The organism is Micromonospora okii (assembly GCF_020884795.1).
GTDB lineage: Bacteria > Actinomycetota > Actinomycetes > Mycobacteriales > Micromonosporaceae > Micromonospora > Micromonospora okii.
In genome coordinates, this window is sequence record NZ_BBZF01000015.1 from 479,635 (window position 1) to 496,603 (window position 16,969).

At 72.5% G+C, this 16,969-nt stretch carries 20 protein-coding genes; 9 read left to right on the plus strand and 11 right to left on the minus strand.

What is annotated here, in order from left to right; genetic code table 11:
- The 5 genes from LPU43_RS11630 to ctaE all read right to left on the minus strand — a co-directional run.
- The coding region (locus LPU43_RS11630) for a DUF4142 domain-containing protein (protein WP_229400295.1) at nt 1-565 on the minus strand (565 nt) is incomplete at its 3' end.
- A 214-nt stretch (nt 566-779) separates the two neighbouring features.
- Nucleotides 780-2,405 carry a cytochrome bc1 complex cytochrome b subunit gene (gene qcrB / locus LPU43_RS11635; protein ID WP_229400297.1) on the minus strand — a complete coding sequence of 542 codons (1,626 nt, stop codon included), beginning with the start codon at nt 2,403-2,405 and terminating at the stop codon, nt 780-782.
- The gene (qcrA, locus tag LPU43_RS11640) at nt 2,402-3,493 is read right to left on the minus strand and encodes a cytochrome bc1 complex Rieske iron-sulfur subunit (RefSeq protein WP_229400298.1); all 1,092 of its coding nucleotides are present in this window, start codon (nt 3,491-3,493) and stop codon (nt 2,402-2,404) included. The genes qcrB and qcrA overlap by 4 nt, the downstream gene beginning before the upstream one ends.
- 67 nt (nt 3,494-3,560) lie before the next feature.
- Nucleotides 3,561-4,397 (minus strand): cytochrome bc1 complex diheme cytochrome c subunit, encoded by an 837-nt coding sequence (gene qcrC / locus LPU43_RS11645; RefSeq protein ID WP_229400299.1) that lies wholly within the window; start codon nt 4,395-4,397, stop codon nt 3,561-3,563.
- Nucleotides 4,398-4,469: 72 nt separating this feature from the next.
- Complete coding sequence (gene ctaE / locus LPU43_RS11650) at nt 4,470-5,069, minus strand: aa3-type cytochrome oxidase subunit III (protein ID WP_229400301.1); 600 nt, start codon at nt 5,067-5,069, stop codon at nt 4,470-4,472.
- Nucleotides 5,070-5,177: 108 nt separating this feature from the next.
- Here ctaE and LPU43_RS11655 point away from each other — a divergent pair, with 108 nt between their 5' ends.
- The 4 genes from LPU43_RS11655 (at nt 5,178) to LPU43_RS11670 (ending at nt 8,164) form a co-directional block, all read left to right on the plus strand.
- On the plus strand, nt 5,178-6,146 hold the full coding sequence (locus LPU43_RS11655) for a cytochrome c oxidase assembly protein (protein WP_229400302.1): 969 nt from the start codon (nt 5,178-5,180) through the stop codon (nt 6,144-6,146).
- A gap of 130 nt (nt 6,147-6,276) precedes the next feature.
- Complete coding sequence (locus tag LPU43_RS11660) at nt 6,277-6,672, plus strand: response regulator (RefSeq protein WP_229400303.1); 396 nt, start codon at nt 6,277-6,279, stop codon at nt 6,670-6,672.
- A gap of 94 nt (nt 6,673-6,766) precedes the next feature.
- Nucleotides 6,767-7,813 (plus strand): anthranilate phosphoribosyltransferase, encoded by a 1,047-nt coding sequence (gene trpD / locus LPU43_RS11665; protein WP_229400304.1) that lies wholly within the window; start codon nt 6,767-6,769, stop codon nt 7,811-7,813.
- A gap of 132 nt (nt 7,814-7,945) precedes the next feature.
- Nucleotides 7,946-8,164: a hypothetical protein gene (locus tag LPU43_RS11670; RefSeq protein WP_229400305.1), complete on the plus strand. Its 219-nt coding sequence runs from the start codon at nt 7,946-7,948 to the stop codon at nt 8,162-8,164.
- Between the two features lie 272 nt (nt 8,165-8,436).
- Here the strand turns inward: LPU43_RS11670 and LPU43_RS11675 are convergent, their stop codons facing one another.
- Together LPU43_RS11675 and ctaC are read right to left on the minus strand one after the other, a co-directional pair.
- Complete coding sequence (locus tag LPU43_RS11675; protein ID WP_229400306.1) at nt 8,437-8,865, minus strand: cytochrome c oxidase subunit 4; 429 nt, start codon at nt 8,863-8,865, stop codon at nt 8,437-8,439.
- A gap of 10 nt (nt 8,866-8,875) precedes the next feature.
- The gene (gene ctaC, locus LPU43_RS11680) at nt 8,876-9,847 is read right to left on the minus strand and encodes an aa3-type cytochrome oxidase subunit II (protein ID WP_229400307.1); all 972 of its coding nucleotides are present in this window, start codon (nt 9,845-9,847) and stop codon (nt 8,876-8,878) included.
- A gap of 169 nt (nt 9,848-10,016) precedes the next feature.
- Between ctaC and LPU43_RS11685 the strand changes: the two genes are divergently transcribed.
- Together LPU43_RS11685 and LPU43_RS11690 are read left to right on the plus strand one after the other, a co-directional pair.
- Nucleotides 10,017-11,168 carry a cysteine desulfurase family protein gene (locus LPU43_RS11685; RefSeq protein ID WP_229400308.1) on the plus strand — a complete coding sequence of 384 codons (1,152 nt, stop codon included), beginning with the start codon at nt 10,017-10,019 and terminating at the stop codon, nt 11,166-11,168.
- Nucleotides 11,169-11,224: 56 nt separating this feature from the next.
- Complete coding sequence (locus LPU43_RS11690) at nt 11,225-11,458, plus strand: sulfurtransferase TusA family protein (protein ID WP_255685202.1); 234 nt, start codon at nt 11,225-11,227, stop codon at nt 11,456-11,458.
- Nucleotide 11,459: 1 nt separating this feature from the next.
- On the opposite strand, the gene LPU43_RS11695 is transcribed toward LPU43_RS11690, so the two are convergent.
- Entirely contained in the window at nt 11,460-11,741 is a 282-nt protein-coding gene (locus LPU43_RS11695; protein ID WP_229400310.1) for a hypothetical protein, read from the minus strand.
- A 106-nt stretch (nt 11,742-11,847) separates the two neighbouring features.
- On the opposite strand from LPU43_RS11695, the gene LPU43_RS11700 reads away from it, so the two are divergent.
- Nucleotides 11,848-12,696 (plus strand): helix-turn-helix domain-containing protein, encoded by an 849-nt coding sequence (locus LPU43_RS11700; protein ID WP_229400312.1) that lies wholly within the window; start codon nt 11,848-11,850, stop codon nt 12,694-12,696.
- A gap of 16 nt (nt 12,697-12,712) precedes the next feature.
- Complete coding sequence (locus tag LPU43_RS11705; protein WP_229400313.1) at nt 12,713-12,928, plus strand: DUF397 domain-containing protein; 216 nt, start codon at nt 12,713-12,715, stop codon at nt 12,926-12,928.
- A gap of 247 nt (nt 12,929-13,175) precedes the next feature.
- On the opposite strand, the gene LPU43_RS11710 is transcribed toward LPU43_RS11705, so the two are convergent.
- The 3 genes from LPU43_RS11710 to LPU43_RS11720 all read right to left on the minus strand — a co-directional run bounded on the left by LPU43_RS11710 (nt 13,176) and on the right by LPU43_RS11720 (nt 16,013).
- The gene (locus tag LPU43_RS11710) at nt 13,176-14,153 is read right to left on the minus strand and encodes a carbohydrate kinase family protein (protein ID WP_229400314.1); all 978 of its coding nucleotides are present in this window, start codon (nt 14,151-14,153) and stop codon (nt 13,176-13,178) included.
- A gap of 192 nt (nt 14,154-14,345) precedes the next feature.
- On the minus strand, nt 14,346-14,714 hold the full coding sequence (erpA, locus tag LPU43_RS11715) for an iron-sulfur cluster insertion protein ErpA (protein WP_131056096.1): 369 nt from the start codon (nt 14,712-14,714) through the stop codon (nt 14,346-14,348).
- 138 nt (nt 14,715-14,852) lie between these two features.
- The gene (locus LPU43_RS11720; protein ID WP_229400315.1) at nt 14,853-16,013 is read right to left on the minus strand and encodes a glycerate kinase family protein; all 1,161 of its coding nucleotides are present in this window, start codon (nt 16,011-16,013) and stop codon (nt 14,853-14,855) included.
- Between the two features lie 72 nt (nt 16,014-16,085).
- Between LPU43_RS11720 and LPU43_RS11725 the strand changes: the two genes are divergently transcribed.
- The coding region (locus LPU43_RS11725; RefSeq protein ID WP_229400316.1) for a quinolinate synthase at nt 16,086-16,969 on the plus strand (884 nt) is incomplete at its 3' end.

The following is a 16,969-nucleotide window of genomic DNA, read 5'->3' on the forward strand; positions in this document are numbered from 1 at the left end:
CGCCCGGGCTGGGCGTGCCGCTGGCGCTGGTCTGCGGAACCGGGACGCCCAGGGTCTGGGCCAGGGCCACCAGCGCGTCGTAGTGCGCCTGGAGCACCGGCAGCGCGTTCTGGGCGAGCTGGACCACCGACTGCTCGGAGCCCTGCGAGATCTCCGTCTGGGTGGCCTGGATGGCCTGGACGTGGCCGGCCAGCTCGGCGGTCACCCACTCCTTGTCGAACTCGGCGCCGCTGAGGCCGTTCAGCCGGTCGATGACCTTCTGCTGGTCGGTGGTCGGCGCGTCCGGAAGCTGGACGTTCAACTGCTGCGCGGTGCTCTGCACCGTCTGGTCGAGCTGGGTGTGGTCGGTCACGAACTGGGCGCCCAGATCCTTGACCTGCTGGTTCTGGCCCTTCTGCTGGGCCAGGTTCCCCGTCTCGATCTCCGCCAGGTTCACCTGGTGCAGCGCCTGAAGGTACTGGGTGTCCTGCTGCGACGGTTGTGCCGCCGCCTGCGCCGCCGCCGCGGGTGCCAGCCCGACCAGCACCAGCGCGGCGAGCAGTCCGAGGCGTTTGAGACCCAACATGTTCCCCCCCTTTTTCGTTGGACCGCACGGATACCCGGCTGACCCGGATTAACCCTGCGGTTCCGCGTCCGGCTCGCGGGCGGCGGCGGGGCGGCCCGCCGGCCGCCCGGGGTCGGAAAGCGGACGGGCGCGACGACCGTGGCAGAGGGGGGAAGAACGGACGCGGCGCCCGCCGGTTTCCCGGCGGGCGCCGCGTGCGGTTGCTACGGGCGGATCAGCGGCGGGGCTCCCCGCTGCCAATCTCCTCCCGCTCCTGCCGGGGCTCGACCGGCGGGTGCCCCGGCGAGACCGGCGCCTCGGCCGGCTTCTCGATCGGGTAGAAGAAGCCCCGGATGGCCGGGCCCAGGGCGCCGAGCCGGTTCATCTTCTTCGGCACCACCCAGCCGACGTACCCCAGCTCGCCGTGGCCGTCCTCGCCGACCGCGGTGAGCGGCTGGTGGATCTCCTCGAACCGGCCGTCCGGCAGTCGCCGGATGATGCCGGTCTCCACGCCGTGGGCGAGCACCTCCCGGTCGTGCTGCTGGAGGCCGAGGCAGATCCGGTACGTCAGGTAGTACGCGATCGGCGGGACGAGCAGCAGGCCGATGCGGCCCGCCCAGGTCATCGCGTTCAGGCTGATCTGGAACTTGTCCGCGATCACGTCGTTCGCGCCGGAGAGCGTCAGCACCAGGTAGAACGACACCGCCATCGCGCCGATCGCGGTGCGCTCGGGCACGTCCCGGGGGCGCTGGAGCAGGTTGTGGCTGCGGGTGTCCTTGAGCCGGCGGGCCTCCACGAACGGGTAGAGCGTGGAGAGGCCGACCAGGATGCCCGGCAGCACGACCGTGGGCCAGAACAGCGGCGGGATGACGTACCCGTCGCCGATCGGGATGTTGATCTCCCAGGCCGGCATGAGTCGGGTCGAGCCGTCGAGGAACATGACGTACCAGTCGGGCTGGCTGGCGGCCGAGACCACCCACGCCTCGTACGGGCCGAAGTACCAGATCGGGTTGATCTGGAACAGGCCGCCCATCAGGGCGATCACGCCGAAGACGACCATGAAGAAGCCGCCCTGCTTCAGCGCGTAGCGCGGGAACATCCGCTCGCCGACCACGTTGTCGTTGGTCCGGCCGGGGCCGGGCCACTGGGTGTGCTTCTGCTTGAAGACCAGGCCCAGGTGGGCGCTGATCAGCGCCACCAGCAGACCCGGCACGAGCAGCACGTGGGCGATGAAGAAGCGGCTGATGATGATCTCACCCGGGAACTCCCCGCCGAAGACCGACGATGTGACCCAGGAGCCGATCACCGGGATCGACAGCATGATCGCCGAGGCGATCCGCAGGCCGGTGCCGGAGAGACCGTCGTCCGGCAGCGAGTAGCCGGTGAAGCCCGCCAGGAAGCCGACCCAGAACAGCAGCGAGCCGATGATCCAGTTGGTCTCGCGCGGCTTGCGGAACGCGCCGGTGAAGAAGACGCGCAGCATGTGCACGACGATCGCGGCCATGAAGAGCAGCGCCGACCAGTGGTGCATCTGCCGCATGATCAGGCCGCCCCGGACGTCGAACGAGATGTCCAGGCTGGAGGCGTACGCGGCCGACATCGGCGTGCCCCGCAGCGGGGCGTAGCTGCCGTTGTAGACGACCTCGGTCATCGCCGGCTCGTAGAAGAACGTCAGGAAGACGCCGGTGAGCAGCAGCACGACGAACGAGAACAGCGCGATCTCGCCGAGCAGGAACGACCAGTGGTCCGGGAAGACCTTGTTCAGCAGCTTGCGCAGTGGGGTGGAGACCTGGAAACGCTCGTCCACCCCCACCGCGGCCTTGCCCGGAACGGACGCCATGTCCAACTTACGACGCTTCACGGCCGCTCCCAGAAGTCAGGCCCGACGGTCTCGGTGTAGTCCGACGAGGCCACGAAGAAGCCCTCTGCGTCGACCTCGATCGGCAGCTGGGGCAGCCGCCGGCTGGCGGGCCCGAAGATCGGCTTCGCGTTGTCGGTGATCAGGAACTGCGACTGGTGGCACGGGCAGAGCAGCCGGTTGGTCTGCTGCTCGTACAGGCTCGCCGGGCAGCCCGCGTGCGTGCAGATCTTGGAGAACGCGACGTAGTTGCCCCACATGTAGTTCGCGTGGCCGACCCGCTGGTTGGCCTCGCGGGAGGTCACCGCGTCGGACTCGCGCAGGTGGATCAGCAGCGTCGGGGAGTCGGCGTGCTTGTTGCTCACCCCGTGCTCGATGCCGGGAAAGACGGTGAGCTGGCCGCCGACGCTGATGTCGGCCGGGCGAATGGGCCGCCCGTCCTCGCGCACCAGCCGGATCTTCTGCCCGCCCTCGGCGGGGGCGAAGCCGGTGGTGAACATCTGGTTGTTCTTGTGCGGGTCGGAGATCAGGCCGCCGACCAGCGGCGCCGCGGCGACCGCGCCGACCGGCGCGAGACCCGCCAGCAGCGAGATGCCCAGCAGCGGCCGGCGCTTCACGCCCATCTCGTCGGCGAGGAAGAGCATGGTCTCGCCGGTGATCTTGCGACTCTCCGCCGAGGTGGGGTCGTTCTCGTGCCGGTCCTGGATCGACACCTCCTTGGGCAGCAGCTTCTTGCCCCAGGTGAGGATGCCGAAGCCCACGGCGAGCAGGGCCACGCCGAGGGTGACGCCGAGCAGCGGGGTGTAGAGGTTGTCCCCGCCGGAGCCGGCGTCGTACTTCCACGGCCACCAGATGTAGATGACCAGGAACGCCGTCGCGGCGAGGCCGGTCAGCAGGAAGAACAGCGCGACCGTACGGGTCAGCCGCCGCTCGGCCTTGCTGCCGGGGGCGACCTGCTCCTCGTAGTGGACGATCTCGATGTCGTCCCGCCGCGCGCCCTCGCGGACGATGTCGAACCGGCTCAGCCGCGGGTCGTGGACGTCGAGCGGCTCCGGGCCCGGCTGGGCCTGGTGCTCGGTCTTGGTGCTCATGCCGTCACCTCGCTACGGGCGGTGCCGGGCTGCGGCACCACGGCGCTGAATCGAGTGATGCCCTCGGTCACGACTTACCCGCAATCCACAGGCAGGCGAAGACGAGCGCGACGATGCCGACCAGGAAGATCGCCAGTCCCTCGGTGGACGGCCCGTACCGACCGAGGTTGAAGCCACCCTGGTCCTGGTTGGTCTTCAGGGTGTCCTGGATATAGGCGATGATGTCCGCCTTCTGCTCCGGGGTGATCTGGTTGTCCCCGAAGACCGGCATGTTCTGCGGGCCGCTGAGCATCGCGGCGTAGATCTGCCGGTCGCTGGCGGGGTTCAGGCTCGGGGCGAACTTGCCCGAGGAGAGGGCACCGCCGCCGCCGCCGAAGGCGTGGCACTGCGAGCAGTTGACCCGGAACAGCTCGCCGCCGGTGGCCAGGTTCGCGCCCTCGGCCAGGTTGCCGTGCGGGATCTGCGGACCGCCGCCCAGCTCCTGGACGAACTGGGCGAGCTGGCGGGTCTGCTCGTCGGTGAAGACCGGGGGCTTGCGCTGGGCCTGCACCTCCTGGCGGGCCATCGGCATCCGGCCGGTGCTCACCTGGAACTCGACCGAGGCCGCGCCGACCCCGACCAGGCTCGGGCCACGACCCTCGACACCCTGCGCGTTACGGCCGTGGCAGGACACGCAGCTCACGTCGAACAGCGCCTTGCCCTCGGCGGCGGCGCCGGTGAGCGGCGGGTTTTCCTGCGCCTGCACTCCGGGGGCGAAGACGGTGTAGGCGCCGCCGGCCAGCGTGAGCGCGGCGATCAGCCGGACCGCGGCGCCCAGCCGGCGGCGGCCCCTGCTGCGCGCTGCGGACCGCTGGCCGCGCAACCGCGCGAGCAGGCCGCGTCGGCGGTCGTTGTCAGAAGTCATGACCTGTGTCCTTAACCGGTGGGACCTTGTCTCAGGGGACGGGGCAGCGGCGCGCCGCGTGACGCGCCAAGATCACTGGAGCCAGTAGATCATGAGGTAGAGACCGATCCACACGACGTCGACGAAGTGCCAGTAGTACGACACGACGATCGCCGACGTGGCCTGGGCCGGGGTGAAGCGGCCCATGGTCGTGCGGACCATGAAGATCAGGAAGGCGACCAGACCGCCGGCCACGTGCAGGCCGTGGAAGCCGGTGGTCAGGTAGAACATCGATCCGTACCCGTCGGCGTTGATCTTCACCCCCTCGTGGACGAGGGTCACGTACTCGTTGAGCTGGCCGAGCACGAAGATCAGACCCATCACGAAGGTGATCGTGAACCAGCGCCGCAGGGCGTGGACGTCACCCCGCTCCGCCGCGAACACGCCGATCTGGCAGGTGATCGAGGACGCCACCAGGATCGCCGTGAAGGTCGTCGCGTACGGAATGTTGAGGTGCTGGGTGTGTTCCGCCCACTGCTCCGGCGCCGCCGCGCGGATGGAGAAGTACATCGCGAACAGTGCCGCGAAGAACATGAGTTCGCTGGAGAGCCACACGATCGTCCCGACGCTGACCATGTTGGGGCGTGTCAGGGAGTGGATCCGGCTCTTGTCAATGGCTGGGGCCGCAGTCACGCGGTCATTATTGCCCCTGACCACGGCCGGCGATCAGCGGGGGGCCAAACCGGTGGTATCCGTGGCCCGATCGTGGCGGTCCGGTTCGCCTGGCCTAGCCTGAAAAGCGTGCTGCACGTCGATTCGATCTTCGCCGCCACCACGGCGGCCACCGCGCCGCCGGCGCTCGCGGCCGGCGGAGACCCGCTGCCGCCGCCGTTCACCGCCGTCCGGATCTTCACCGAGACCCGGCTGGACAGCTGGCTGGCCCTCGGGCTGGTGCTCGCCGCCGGCCTCTACCTCTACGGCGTGCACCGGCTGCGGCTGCGCGGGGACCGCTGGCCCGTCTCCCGCACCGTGTTCTTCCTCGGCCCCGGCCTCGGCGGCATCGCACTGGTCACGCTGAGCGGCCTGCACGCCTACGACACGGCGCTGCTGTCGGTGCACATGGTGCAGCACATGGTGCTCTCCATGATCTCCCCGATCTTCCTCGCCCTCGGCGCCCCGGTCACCCTGGCGCTGCGCACCCTGCCGCTGCGACCGCGCAAGCGGCTCCTGGCGATCGTGCACAGCCGCGTCGTGCGGATCTACAGCTTCCCGCTGGTGGCCTTCGCCATCTTCGTGGCGAACCCGTTCGTGCTCTACTTCACCGGCCTGTACCGCTACACCCTCGAACACGCCTGGGCGCACGAGGTGGTGCACGCGCACTTCATCATGACCGGCTGCGTGTTCTTCTGGCCGCTGCTCGGGCTCGACCCACTGCCGGGGCGCTGGCCGTACCCGGCGCGGGCGCTGCTGATGCTGCTGTCCGTGCCGTTCCACACCGTGCTCGGCCTCACGATCATGCAGAGCACCACGCTGCTCGGCGACGACTGGTACCCCTCGCTCAACCTGAGCTGGTCGAACCCGTGGGACGACCAGGTGGTCGCCGGCGGCATCCTGTGGGCCGGCGGCGAGTTCGTGAGCGTGACGATGCTCGCCGTCCTGGTGGTGCAGTGGATCCGCCAGTCCGAGCGGGAGTCCCGCCGGCTCGACCGCGAACTGGACCGCCAGGAGGCCCGCCAACGCGCCGACGAGGCCGCCGGCTCCGCCGTCTGACAGCCCTCCGCCCGGTACGCGCCGGGCGGGGCTGCCGGGCAGCGGGCCGGGCGGTCGAGGGCGGGGGGCCGGGCGGCCGAGGACGGCGGGTACCATCAGCGGGCAGCTACGAGGTGGGAGCCAGCCAGCGATGAGCGATCGTCTTTGCACCGTCCTGCTCTACAGCGACGACCCGCAGGTCCGCGACCGGATGCGGCTGGCCGTCGGCACCCGGCCCGCCCCCGGGCTGCGGGTCGAGTTCGTGGACGCCTCCAACTACGGGGAGTGCATCCGGCTCGTCGACGACTACGAGATCGACCTGCTGCTGCTCGACGGCGAGGCGAGCCCCGGCGGCGGCCTCGGCATCGCCCGCCAGATCAAGGACGACCGCGACGACTCCCCGCCGGCCTGCCTGGTGATCGCCCGCGCCGCCGACCGCTGGCTGGCCGCGTACGCCGAGGTCGAGGCCACCCTGGTGCACCCGCTCGACCCGGTGACCACCGGCGCCACCGTGGCCGAGCTGCTGCGCGCCCACACCCCCGCCTGAGCCACCGCGGCCCGACGTCACGGCCGCCCGGCACCGTCGCCGGGTGTGCCGCTCGCATCCTTCCCCGCACCCCACGCCGCTCGGGAGGCCCGCCATGGGCGAACGGACCTGGCCGCATCTCATCTCCGCGCTGCTGCGCGGCGAGCAGCTCGCCACCGCCGACACAGCCTGGGCGATGGGCGAGATCATGAACGGCGCGGCGGCCCCGGCGCAGATCGCCGGCTTCGCCGTCGCGCTGCGGGCCAAGGGCGAGACGCCGGCCGAGCTGGCCGGGCTGGTCGAGGCGATGCTCGGCGAGGCGGTCCCCGTGGTGCTGCCGGAGGAGCTGCGCACGGCCGCGCTCGACGTGGTCGGCACCGGCGGTGATCTCGCCCACACGGTGAACATCTCCACCATGGCCGCCCTCGTGGTGGCCGGCGCGGGCGTCCGGGTGGTCAAGCACGGCAACCGGGCCGCGTCCTCCTCCTGCGGCACCGCCGACCTGCTGGAGTTCCTGGGCCTGCCGCTGGACCTGGCCCCGGAGGGGGTGGCCCGGTGCGTGGCCGAGGCCGGCATCGGCTTCTGCTTCGCCGGCCGGTTCCACCCGGGCATGCGGCACACCGGCCCGACCCGGCGCGAGCTGGGGGTGCCGACGTTCTTCAACTTCCTCGGCCCGCTGACCAACCCGGCCCGGCCCCGGGCCGGCGCGGTCGGCTGCTTCGACGCGCGGATGGCCCCGGTGATGGCCGCCGTCTTCGCCGCCCGGGGCGACTCCGTCCTGGTGCTGCGCGGCGAGGACGGCCTCGACGAGTTCACCACCGCCGCGCCCACCCGCGTCTGGGTGGCCCAGGCGGGCACCGTCAGGGAGGCGCTGCTGGACGCGGCGGACCTCGGGGTGCCCCGGGCCACCCTGGCCGACCTGCGGGGCGGCGACGCGGCGCACAACGCCGGGGTGGCGCGGCGGCTGCTGGCCGGCGAGACCGGGCCGGTACGGGACGCGGTGCTGGTCAACGCCGCCGCAGCGCTGGCCACCCAGGGCCCGCTCGACGGCGACCTGACGGAGGCGCTGCGCGCCGGCATGGCCCGCGCCGCCGAGTCGATCGACTCGGGGGCCGCCGCAGCGACGCTGGAGCGCTGGATCAAGGTCGCCCGCGCGGCCTGACGGCGGCCCGACCCGGCCCCCGCTCCCCCACTCCCGCTCCCGCCCAGGTGGAAGTGTCGGACCCGCGTGGGAAGCTACTCCCGAATGATCTTCCGGTCTCCGTTCCGGCCGGCAGCGAGAGGAGAGGCCACCGTGTCGAACCGCGAACTCCACTGCGACACCTGTGAGGGCGTGCGGCCGTTCGAGGTGCCGCCCTGCGCCGACGGCCACGACCCCGACTGCCCGGAGCTGGTCTGCACCGGCTGCGGCACGGCACTGCTGGTGGCCGCCTTCACCCTCCCGGCCGCCGGGCTCGCCGGCGAAGGCCGCCGGCCCGCCTCCCGGCCCAGGTCCCGCCCCGACGCGGCCTGACCTACCCCGGCCCGCCCGCCCCAGCCCGCCCGTGGCCGGGCCACGTCCGCCCTGCATGTCGCCGACATGGCGGTATCCGGGCGGCGTTTTTCGCCCCATGTCGCCGGCACGGTGTCGATCATCGACCCCGGCACGCCCCCGCCCCGGCACGCCCCGGACTGCTCCACGACAGCCGCGCGCCGACACGGCAGGGCCCGCGCCCCGACAGAAAAAAGCCCGCGCCCCCGCCGAGGAGGCGGGGGCGCGGGCTCACGCGTCGGTGGTCGGTGCCGTCAGTGCTCGGCGGTGCGGCGGGTGCCGCTGTAGTACTCGAAGAGCAGGCCGGAGGCGGCGAAGATGACCGTCAGGAGGCCCGCCCCGATCAGCCACAACTGCCAGAACGCCAGGCCCAGACCGGCGAGCGAGGCAGCCAGCGCCAGCCCGATCGGCCAGTAGCTGCCCGGACTGAAGAAGCCGATCTCGCCCGCGCCGTCGGCGATCTCGCCGTCCGGCCGGTCCTCCGGCCGCAGGTCGATGCGGCGGGAGACGAACCAGAAGAAGCCGCCGCACATCGTGCAGAGCAGGAACGACAGCAGCAGCGCCACGGTGCCGATCCACTCGATCCGGCCGCCGGAGTCGCCGTACGTCCAGGAGCCGTAGAGGACGGTCGCGCCGAAGAGGAACCCGGCGATGATCAGGAAGATACGCCACTCGGTCTTCATGCCCGCTCCCTCAGCTTCCCGCGCCGGACGCGACGTCGTCGGGGTTGAAGTTGGCCGTGTTGCGCCGCGTGTCGAACGGCTTGGTCTCGGTGGCGTACGGCTCCTCGCCGACCGCCGAGAGCGCCTCCTGCGTCGACTTGCCCTCGCGCTTGGCCGCCAGGAAGCCGTCGTACTGCTCCGGCGAGACGACCCGCAGCTCGAAGTTCATGAAGGCGTGGTAGCTGCCGCACAGCTCGGCGCAGCGGCCGACGTAGGCGCCCTCGGCGTCGAAGCTGGAGACCTCGAAGACGTTGCGGATGTTGCCCGGCATGACGTCCCGCTTGAACAGCATCTCCGGCACCCAGAAGGAGTGGATGACGTCCCGGCTGGTCTCCTCGAAGCGCACGGAGCGGCCGGTCGGCAGGACCAGGATCGGGATGACCTCGCTGGTGCCGAGCACCGACGCCACGGTGTTGGCCTCCGGGCCCTGGCCGTCGCGGTAGTTGAACTGCCAGTTCCACTTGAAGGCGACGACCTCGACCGTCACGTCCGGGTTCTTCGTCACCTTCACCACGTCGGTCTGCACGACGGCGGTGTAGTAGAAGAGCACCGACACGACCAGGATCGGGGCGATCGTGTAGAGGAACTCCATCGGCATGTTGTAGCGGGTCTGCACCGGCAGCTCGTTGCCCCGCTTCCGGTAGCGCACGACGCACCAGAAGATCAGGCCCCAGACGAACACGCCGACGGCGAGCGCCGCGATGCAGGAGGCGATCCACAGGTCGTACATCCGGTTCGCCTCGGGCGTGATGCCGCCCTGCGGCCAGCCGAAGCCGCCGAACGCCTTGCCGACGTCACAGCCCGTGAGCGAGACCAGCAGCGCAACGCCGCCGAGGCCGAGCCCGGCGAGCCGCCCAGCACCACGCCGCGGCCGTCCACCGGCTCCTGGAGAAGCGCCGTGCCGTACGGCCGAGCGCCGTACCTCCGAACTCCTTGCGACCACCTGGTCCTGCCTCCCTAGCGCGCCGTGGTGGTGGGTTTCTCCCGACCAGCGGCAAAGGCGTCACCGACGGTCGCAGATTACTCGACCATAAGGGGCCTGGCCGTGTTGGGGTGGCCGTCGGCCCCCATCGGGGGGATCGTGCGCGTACCGGCGCGATAGCGTCGGCGCTGTGAGCGCATCCCCGGTCCACCTGGACGCGGCCACCGCCGCCCCGCTGCACCCCGTCGCCCGGCAGGCCCTGCTGGCGGCCCTCGACGACGGCTGGGCCGACCCCGGCAAGCTGTACGGCGCCGGCCGCCGGGCCCGCCAACTCCTCGACGCCGCCCGCGAGGCCGCCGCCGCGACGCTCGGCGTCCGCGCCGACGAACTCTCCTTCACCCCCAGCGGTACGGCCGCCGCGCACACCGCCGTCCTCGGCGGCCTCGCCGGGCGGCGTCGGGTCGGCGGCACGCTGGTCCACTCGGCGATCGAGCACTCGGCGGTGCTGCACGCCGCCGAGCAGCACGTCGCCCACGGTGGCACGGCCGTCCCGGTGCCGGTGGACCGCCTCGGCCGGCTCGACCGGGGCGCGTGGTCGGCGGCGGTGGGCGCGCCCGGGGTGGCCTTCGCCGCCCTGATCGGGGCCAGCCACGAGGTGGGCACGGTGCAGCCGGTGGCCGAGGCCGCCGCCGCCTGCGCCGCCGCCAGGGTGCCGCTGTACGTCGACGCGGCGCAGCTCGTGGGCCGCTCCCCCGTGCCGCCCGGCTGGTCGGTGCTGACCGCCAGCGCCCGCAAGTGGGGCGGCCCGCCCGGCGTCGGGCTGCTCGTGGTCCGCAAGGGCACCCGCTGGGTGTCGCCGTGGCCGGCCGACGAGCGGGAGTTCGGGCGTACCCCGGGGGTGGTGAACCTGCCGACGGTCGTGGCGGCGGCGGCGAGCCTGCGCGCGGCGGCGGCCGACGCGGTGGCCGAGGCGGCGCGGCTCGCACCGCTGGTGGACCGGATCCGGGCCCGGGTGACGGCCGAGGTGCCGGACGTGGAGGTCGTCGGCGACCCGGTCGACCGGCTGCCCCACCTGGTCACCTTCTCCTGCCTGTACGTCGACGGCGAGGCGCTGCTGCACGCGCTGGACCGGCGGGGTTTCGCGGTCTCCTCGGGCTCGGCCTGCACGTCGTCGACGCTGCGCCCGTCGCACGTGCTGGAGGCGATGGGTGTGCTCTCGCACGGCAACGTGCGCGTCTCGCTGCACCGGGAGACGACCTCCGAGCAGGTCGAGCGGTTCCTCGACGAGCTGCCCGGGATCGTCGCCGGCCTGCGCGCCGAGGCGGGGGTGGTCGGGCTGTGACCGGGCCGAGCGACGCGTCGGGGCCGAGGCCGGCGGATGTGCCCGGTCCGGACCCGGTGGGCGGGCCGGACCCGGTCGAGGTGCTGGACTGTCGGGGGATGCGGTGCCCGCTGCCGGTGATCCGGCTGGCCCGGCGGCTGCCCGAGCTGCCGGTCGGCGCGGTGCTGCGGGTGCTCGCCGACGACCCGGCCGCCGCCGTCGACATCCCGGCGTGGTGCCGGATGCGCGGCCAGGAGTTCGTCGCCGCCACCGGCGAGGGCCCCGGCTACGACGTCCGCCGCCTGCACTGACCTACTCGTCGACCCAGATCAGGCGCAGCCGTCGCCCCGTCCTCGCGAAGAGGCGCACGGCGCTTTCCGCATCGCGGAAGCGACCGGCGAGGGAGTCGGCGTCGCCCCAGAGCACCGCGCCGTCGGTGAACGCGAGCCCCCAGGCGAAGACGTCACCGTCGATCCGGTCGCCATGTTCCTCACAGATGGCGAACCGACGGGGGGCGAACTCGTTGACGAGTTCGACAAGCGCCTGCTGGAACTCCTCCTCCGTGCCGAACTGCTCGACTCGCGTCTCTTCCATGAGCTACCTCCGCAATTGGTTGGCTATACATATAGCCGACATGCTTGCTCCATGGAAGGAGCAACGGCATGATGAGTTTCTAGAACGACCAGATCGGAGATGAACCGTGGGACCACGCACCGACCCCTCCGCGCTGCGCTGGCTGATCGGGGCGGAACTCGGCCGGTACCGGCGCGAGTCGCCCATGACGCTGGCCGAACTCGCCGCCAGGACCGGCATCGGCAAGCCGAAGCTCAGCCACATGGAGACCGGCCGCTATCAGCAGTTCCCCGACGACATCGCGAGCGTGCTGCGAGCCTGCGGGGCGGAACAGGAGGCCGTCGACCGGCTCACGGCGCTCGCCACCCGCTCCGACGCGAAGACCTGGTGGGCACCGTGGGCGGCCGTGATGCCGGACTGGTTCAAGACGTATGTCGGGCTTGAGGGCCTGGCCGACAGCGCGTTCGTCTTCGAGTCCATGGTCATCCCCGGCCTGCTCCAGACCGAGGAGTACGCCCAGGCGCTGACCCTCGGCACCGGGTTCGTCCGCCCCGACCACGCCGAGCGGTTCGTGTCCTTCCGGCAGGCCCGGGCCCGGCGGCTCACCGACGACGAGCCCCTCACCCTGCACGCGGTGATCGGCGAGGCCGCCCTGCGGCTGCGGGTGAACGGCGACGAGACCCGGCGGGCGCAGCTCACGCACCTGGTCGACATGTCGGAGCTGCCGAACGTCACGGTGCAGGTGCTCCGCCCCGAGGACGGCCCGCACTCCGCGACGCCGCTGGGCAAGTTCGTGCTGCTGGGCTTCGCCCACGTCCGGCCGATCGCCTACACCGAGGTGCTGGACGGAGCGGTTTACGTGCAGGACCCGGACGGGGTGCGGACCTATAGCATGGTGGCCGACAACCTGCGCCAGGTCGCCCTCTCCCCCACCGAGTCGCGCGCGTTGATCAGGGAGCTGGCCGGCGCGTCATAGCCCCTCGGAGGCCACCATGCCCACCACCCCCGACCTCGCCGCCGCCCGCTGGTTCACCAGCAGCCGCAGCGCCAACAACGGCGACTGCGTGGAGTGCGCCGCGCTGCCCGACGTGATGGCGGTGCGGGACAGCAAGGACCGCTCCGGCCCGACGCTCGTCTTCCCCGCCCACCAGTGGACCGCGTTCGTCGCCGCCGCCACCTCGGGCACCGTCGGCCGGCCCCAGCGCTAGTTCTCCGCCTCGGTAAGGAGGGGCACCCTGTTAACGCATTCTGTAGAGCAAGGGCCCCTTCCTAACATCCGCCGGGCGGGACGCGGCACCGGCCGCGAGGCGGCATCACCATCACCGCGCGGTTGATCGAATCCGTGTCGCCGACATCGGGCGATCAGGCGACGGATGAAGGCGCGATGCCGCCGACACGGAGTCGATCAAGCTCTCCCCGCGACCTCCTGTCAGCGGACGATCAGCGGGGCAGCGCTCACGGGAGCAGGTGGGGGCGGGCGTCGTCGGCGGCGGCGTCGCCGTAGGACTCGGCGAGCCGCTTGACGAACAGGTCGGGGCGCACGGCGTACTCCTGGGTGCCGACGGTCTCCAGCACCAGCGTGGCCAGCAGGGAGCCGACCTGGGCGGCGCGCTCCAGGCCCAGCCCCCAGGAGAGGGCGGTGAAGAAGCCGGCCCGGAACCCGTCCCCGACGCCGGTCGGGTCGACGGCCTCGATCTCCCGCGCGATGGGCACGTGGATGGTGCCGAAGTCGCGGCCGGCGATCTCCGCGCCGCGCTTGCCCAGCGTGGTGACCCGCACCTTCACCCGGTCCAGCAGTTGCGCGTCGGTGAGGCCGGCCTTGCTCTGGAGCAGCGACTTCTCGTACTCGTTGGTCATCAGGTACTCGGCGCCGTCGATCAGCCCCACCACGTCGCCGCCGTCCATGCGGGCGAGCTGCTGGGACGGGTCGGCGACGAAGGCGTACCCCCGGTTGCGGCACTCGGCGGAGTGCCGCCGCATCGCCTCGGGGTCGTTGGCGCCGACCAGCACCAGGTCGAGGCCGCCGAGGCGCTGCGCGACGGGGGCCAGCTCGATGTTGCGTGCCTCGCTCATCGCCCCCGCGTAGAAGGAGGCGATCTGGCACATGTCGGTGTCGGTGGTGCAGACGAAGCGGGCCGTGTGCGCCACCTCGCTGACGTGCACCGAGTCGCAGTCGACGCCGTGCCGCTCCAGCCAGGACCGGTAGTCGGCGAAGTCGGCGCCGACCGCGCCGACGAGGATCGGGCGCAGGCCGAGCTGCCCCATGCCGAAGGCGATGTTGGCGGCCACCCCGCCCCGGCGCAGCACCAGGTCGTCCACCAGGAAGGACAGCGACACCTTGTCGAGCTGGTCGGCGATGAACTGGTCGGCGAACCGGCCGGGGAAGCTCATCAGGTGGTCGGTCGCGATCGAGCCGGTCACGGCGATCTTCATGTCAACCCTCGTGGTCGGGAGCACGGCGCGGGTCAGCCTACCGGGCCGGCTCGCGTTCCGGTCGGGCTCGGCCCGCGCATCGATCACGCCCCCGCGGCCGGCCCCGGACGGTGACGTCGTGGGCCAGGAACGGCGACGGGGCCGCCCCCGGTGCGGGGCGGCCCCGTCGCGCGTGGGCCGGAGCGGCTCGACCTAGCTGAACGAGTCGCCGCAGGCGCAGGAGTTGCCCGCGTTCGGGTTGTCGATGGTGAAGCCCTGGGCGTCGATCCGGTCGGCGAAGTCGATGGTGGCGCCGGTCAGGTAGGGGGCGCTCATCCGGTCGACGACGACCTCGACGCCGTCGTAGTCGGTGACGACGTCACCGTCGAGCGAGCGCTCGTCGAAGAAGAGTTGGTACCGCAGGCCGGAGCAGCCGCCCGGCTGCACCGCCACCCGGAGCCGCAGGTCGTCGCGGCCCTCCTGCTCGATCAGGGCCTTGACCTTCTGCGCCGCGACGTCGGTGAGGACGACGGAAGTAGGGGCCTGGGCCTCGGTCGACTCGGTCTGCGCTGGCGTGGTCACGTGGAAGTCTCCCTGCGCGGTCTGGGTCTGGACTCACTGGCCAACGTCTCCGTCGTCCAGTGATTCCCGGTCGCGCCTCCGATGGTACGCCGCCCCGGCCGGGACCACCCGCGTGACGGCGGCCGGGGTGCGCGGGCGTCACCGGCTCCACTGACCGGCCAGGCGGGCGCCGAGCTGCCGCAGCCCCTCCGCCGGGCGGCGCAGCGCCGCGTCGAGCCCGCCGCGCTCCTCCCCGCCGAAGTGCTCCACGAGGCTGTACGCGTCGGTCACCCCCGCCGCGGCGGCCTCGCGCCGCCCGGTGCTCACCTGCCCCGCCAGCACCACGCACGGCACGCCCCGGTCCCGGGCCGCGCCGGCCACCCCGGCCACGACCTTGCCGCGCAGCGACTGGTGGTCGAACGACCCCTCGCCGGTGATCACCAGGTCCGCCGCGTCGAGGGCGGCGGGCAGGCCGATCGCCTCGGTGACCAGGTCGATGCCGGAGGCGCACCGGCCGCCGAGGGCCAGGATCGCCGCACCGAGCCCGCCGGCCGCACCGCCGCCGGGCAGCGCGCCGAGGCCGGGCGGGCACCCCGGCAGGTCCCGTTCGAGTACGGCGGCGAAGCGCTCCAGCGCGGCGTCGAGCAGCAGGACGTCGGGGCGGGTCGCGCCCTTCTGCGGGCCGTACACGTTGCTGGCCCCGTGCAGCCCGAGCAGCGGGTTGTCCACGTCGGTGGCGGCGACCAGGGTGGCCCCGCGCAGCCGGGGCGCCCCGTCGAGCGCGGCGGTCCCGGCCAGCGCCGCCCCGCCGTACGGCAGCGCCCGGCCGGCCTCGTCCAGCGGCGTGACGCCGAGCGCGGTGAGCAGGCCGGCCCCGCCGTCGTTGGTGCCGGAGCCGCCCAGCCCGACGACCACCGTCCGCGCGCCGTTCTCCACGGCGGCGGTGACCAGCGCGCCGAGCCCGTACGAGGTGGTCGCCTTCGGGTCGCGCTCGGCGGCGGCGAGCAGGTGCAGTCCGCACGCCTGGGCGCTCTCCAGGTACGCCGTGCCGTCGTCGGTGAGCAGGATCTCAGCGTCGGTGGGCCGGCCGAGCGGGTCGACGGTCGGCACCGGAATCCGTCGGCCGCCGAGCGCGTCGGCCAGGACGGCGACGAAGCCGGGCCCCCCGTCGGCGAGGGGCCGGATGAGCAGCTCGTCGCCGTCGGCCACCTCCCGCCAGCCCTCGGCCACCGCGGCGGCGACCTCCTGGGCCGGCAGCGTGCCGGCGAACTTGTCGGGGCAGAGCAGCACGCGCATGTCGAGCAGTGTGGCAGGGCACATCGGCGGGCGGCAGTGGGACAGCCCACACGCACGCCGGCCGCGGCCTGGCACGGCTGTGGGAGCATGAGGGGCGTGACTTCGACCTGGGTGGAACCCTCCAACACCGCGACGGCCCTGCTGCTGCTCGGGCGCGGCAGCGATCCCGCCACCGAGCGTGGCGTGGAGTGTCCGGGCGACCTGCCGGCGCCCAGCGATCCCGACCTGGTGGCCCGGGCCGCCGCGGCGAAGGCCGCCCTGGGCGACCGGGTCTTCGTGCTGGGGCACCACTACCAGCGCGACGAGGTGATCCAGTTCGCCGACGTGACGGGTGACTCGTTCAAGCTGGCCCGCGAGGCGGCGGCCCGGCCGGACGCGGAGTACATCGTCTTCTGCGGCGTGCACTTCATGGCCGAGAGCGCCGACATCCTCACCTCCGACGCGCAGAAGGTGGTGCTGCCCGACCTGGCCGCTGGCTGCTCGATGGCGGACATGGCCGTGCTGGCGCAGGTGGAGGCCGCCTGGGACGTGCTGACCGACCTCGGCGTCGCCGGGGAGACGGTCCCGGTGACGTACATGAACTCCTCGGCGGACATCAAGGGCTTCGTCGGCCGCAACGGCGGCGTGGTCTGCACCTCGTCCAACGCGCGCCGGGCGCTGGACTGGGCCTTCCAGCAGGGGTCGAAGGTGTTCTTCCTGCCCGACCAGCACCTGGGGCGCAACACCGCCGTGCTGGAGATGGGCCTCTCCCTCGACGACTGCGTGCTCTACGACCCGCACAAGCCGGGCGGCGGGCTCACCCCGCAGCAGCTCCGCGACGCGAAGATGATCCTGTGGCGGGGGCACTGCTCGGTGCACGGGCGGTTCACCCTGGACAGCGTGCGCGACGTGCGGGAACGGGTGCCGGGGGTGAACGTGCTGGTGCACCCGGAGTGCCGGCACGAGGTGGTCACGGCGGCCGACTTCGTGGGCTCGACGGA

Excerpts from the sequence above, each read along its gene's own strand:
- qcrA (WP_229400298.1), bottom strand. The coding sequence starts at position 3,493 with ATGAGCACCAAGACCGAGCACCAGGCCCAGCCGGGCCCGGAGCCGCTC.
- qcrC (WP_229400299.1), bottom strand. The coding sequence starts at position 4,397 with ATGACTTCTGACAACGACCGCCGACGCGGCCTGCTCGCGCGGTTGCGC.
- LPU43_RS11660 (WP_229400303.1), top strand. The coding sequence starts at position 6,277 with ATGAGCGATCGTCTTTGCACCGTCCTGCTCTACAGCGACGACCCGCAG.
- trpD (WP_229400304.1), top strand. The coding sequence starts at position 6,767 with ATGGGCGAACGGACCTGGCCGCATCTCATCTCCGCGCTGCTGCGCGGC.
- LPU43_RS11675 (WP_229400306.1), bottom strand. The coding sequence starts at position 8,865 with ATGAAGACCGAGTGGCGTATCTTCCTGATCATCGCCGGGTTCCTCTTC.
- LPU43_RS11695 (WP_229400310.1), bottom strand. The coding sequence starts at position 11,741 with ATGGAAGAGACGCGAGTCGAGCAGTTCGGCACGGAGGAGGAGTTCCAG.
- LPU43_RS11705 (WP_229400313.1), top strand. The coding sequence starts at position 12,713 with ATGCCCACCACCCCCGACCTCGCCGCCGCCCGCTGGTTCACCAGCAGC.
- LPU43_RS11710 (WP_229400314.1), bottom strand. The coding sequence starts at position 14,153 with ATGAAGATCGCCGTGACCGGCTCGATCGCGACCGACCACCTGATGAGC.
- LPU43_RS11720 (WP_229400315.1), bottom strand. The coding sequence starts at position 16,013 with ATGTGCCCTGCCACACTGCTCGACATGCGCGTGCTGCTCTGCCCCGAC.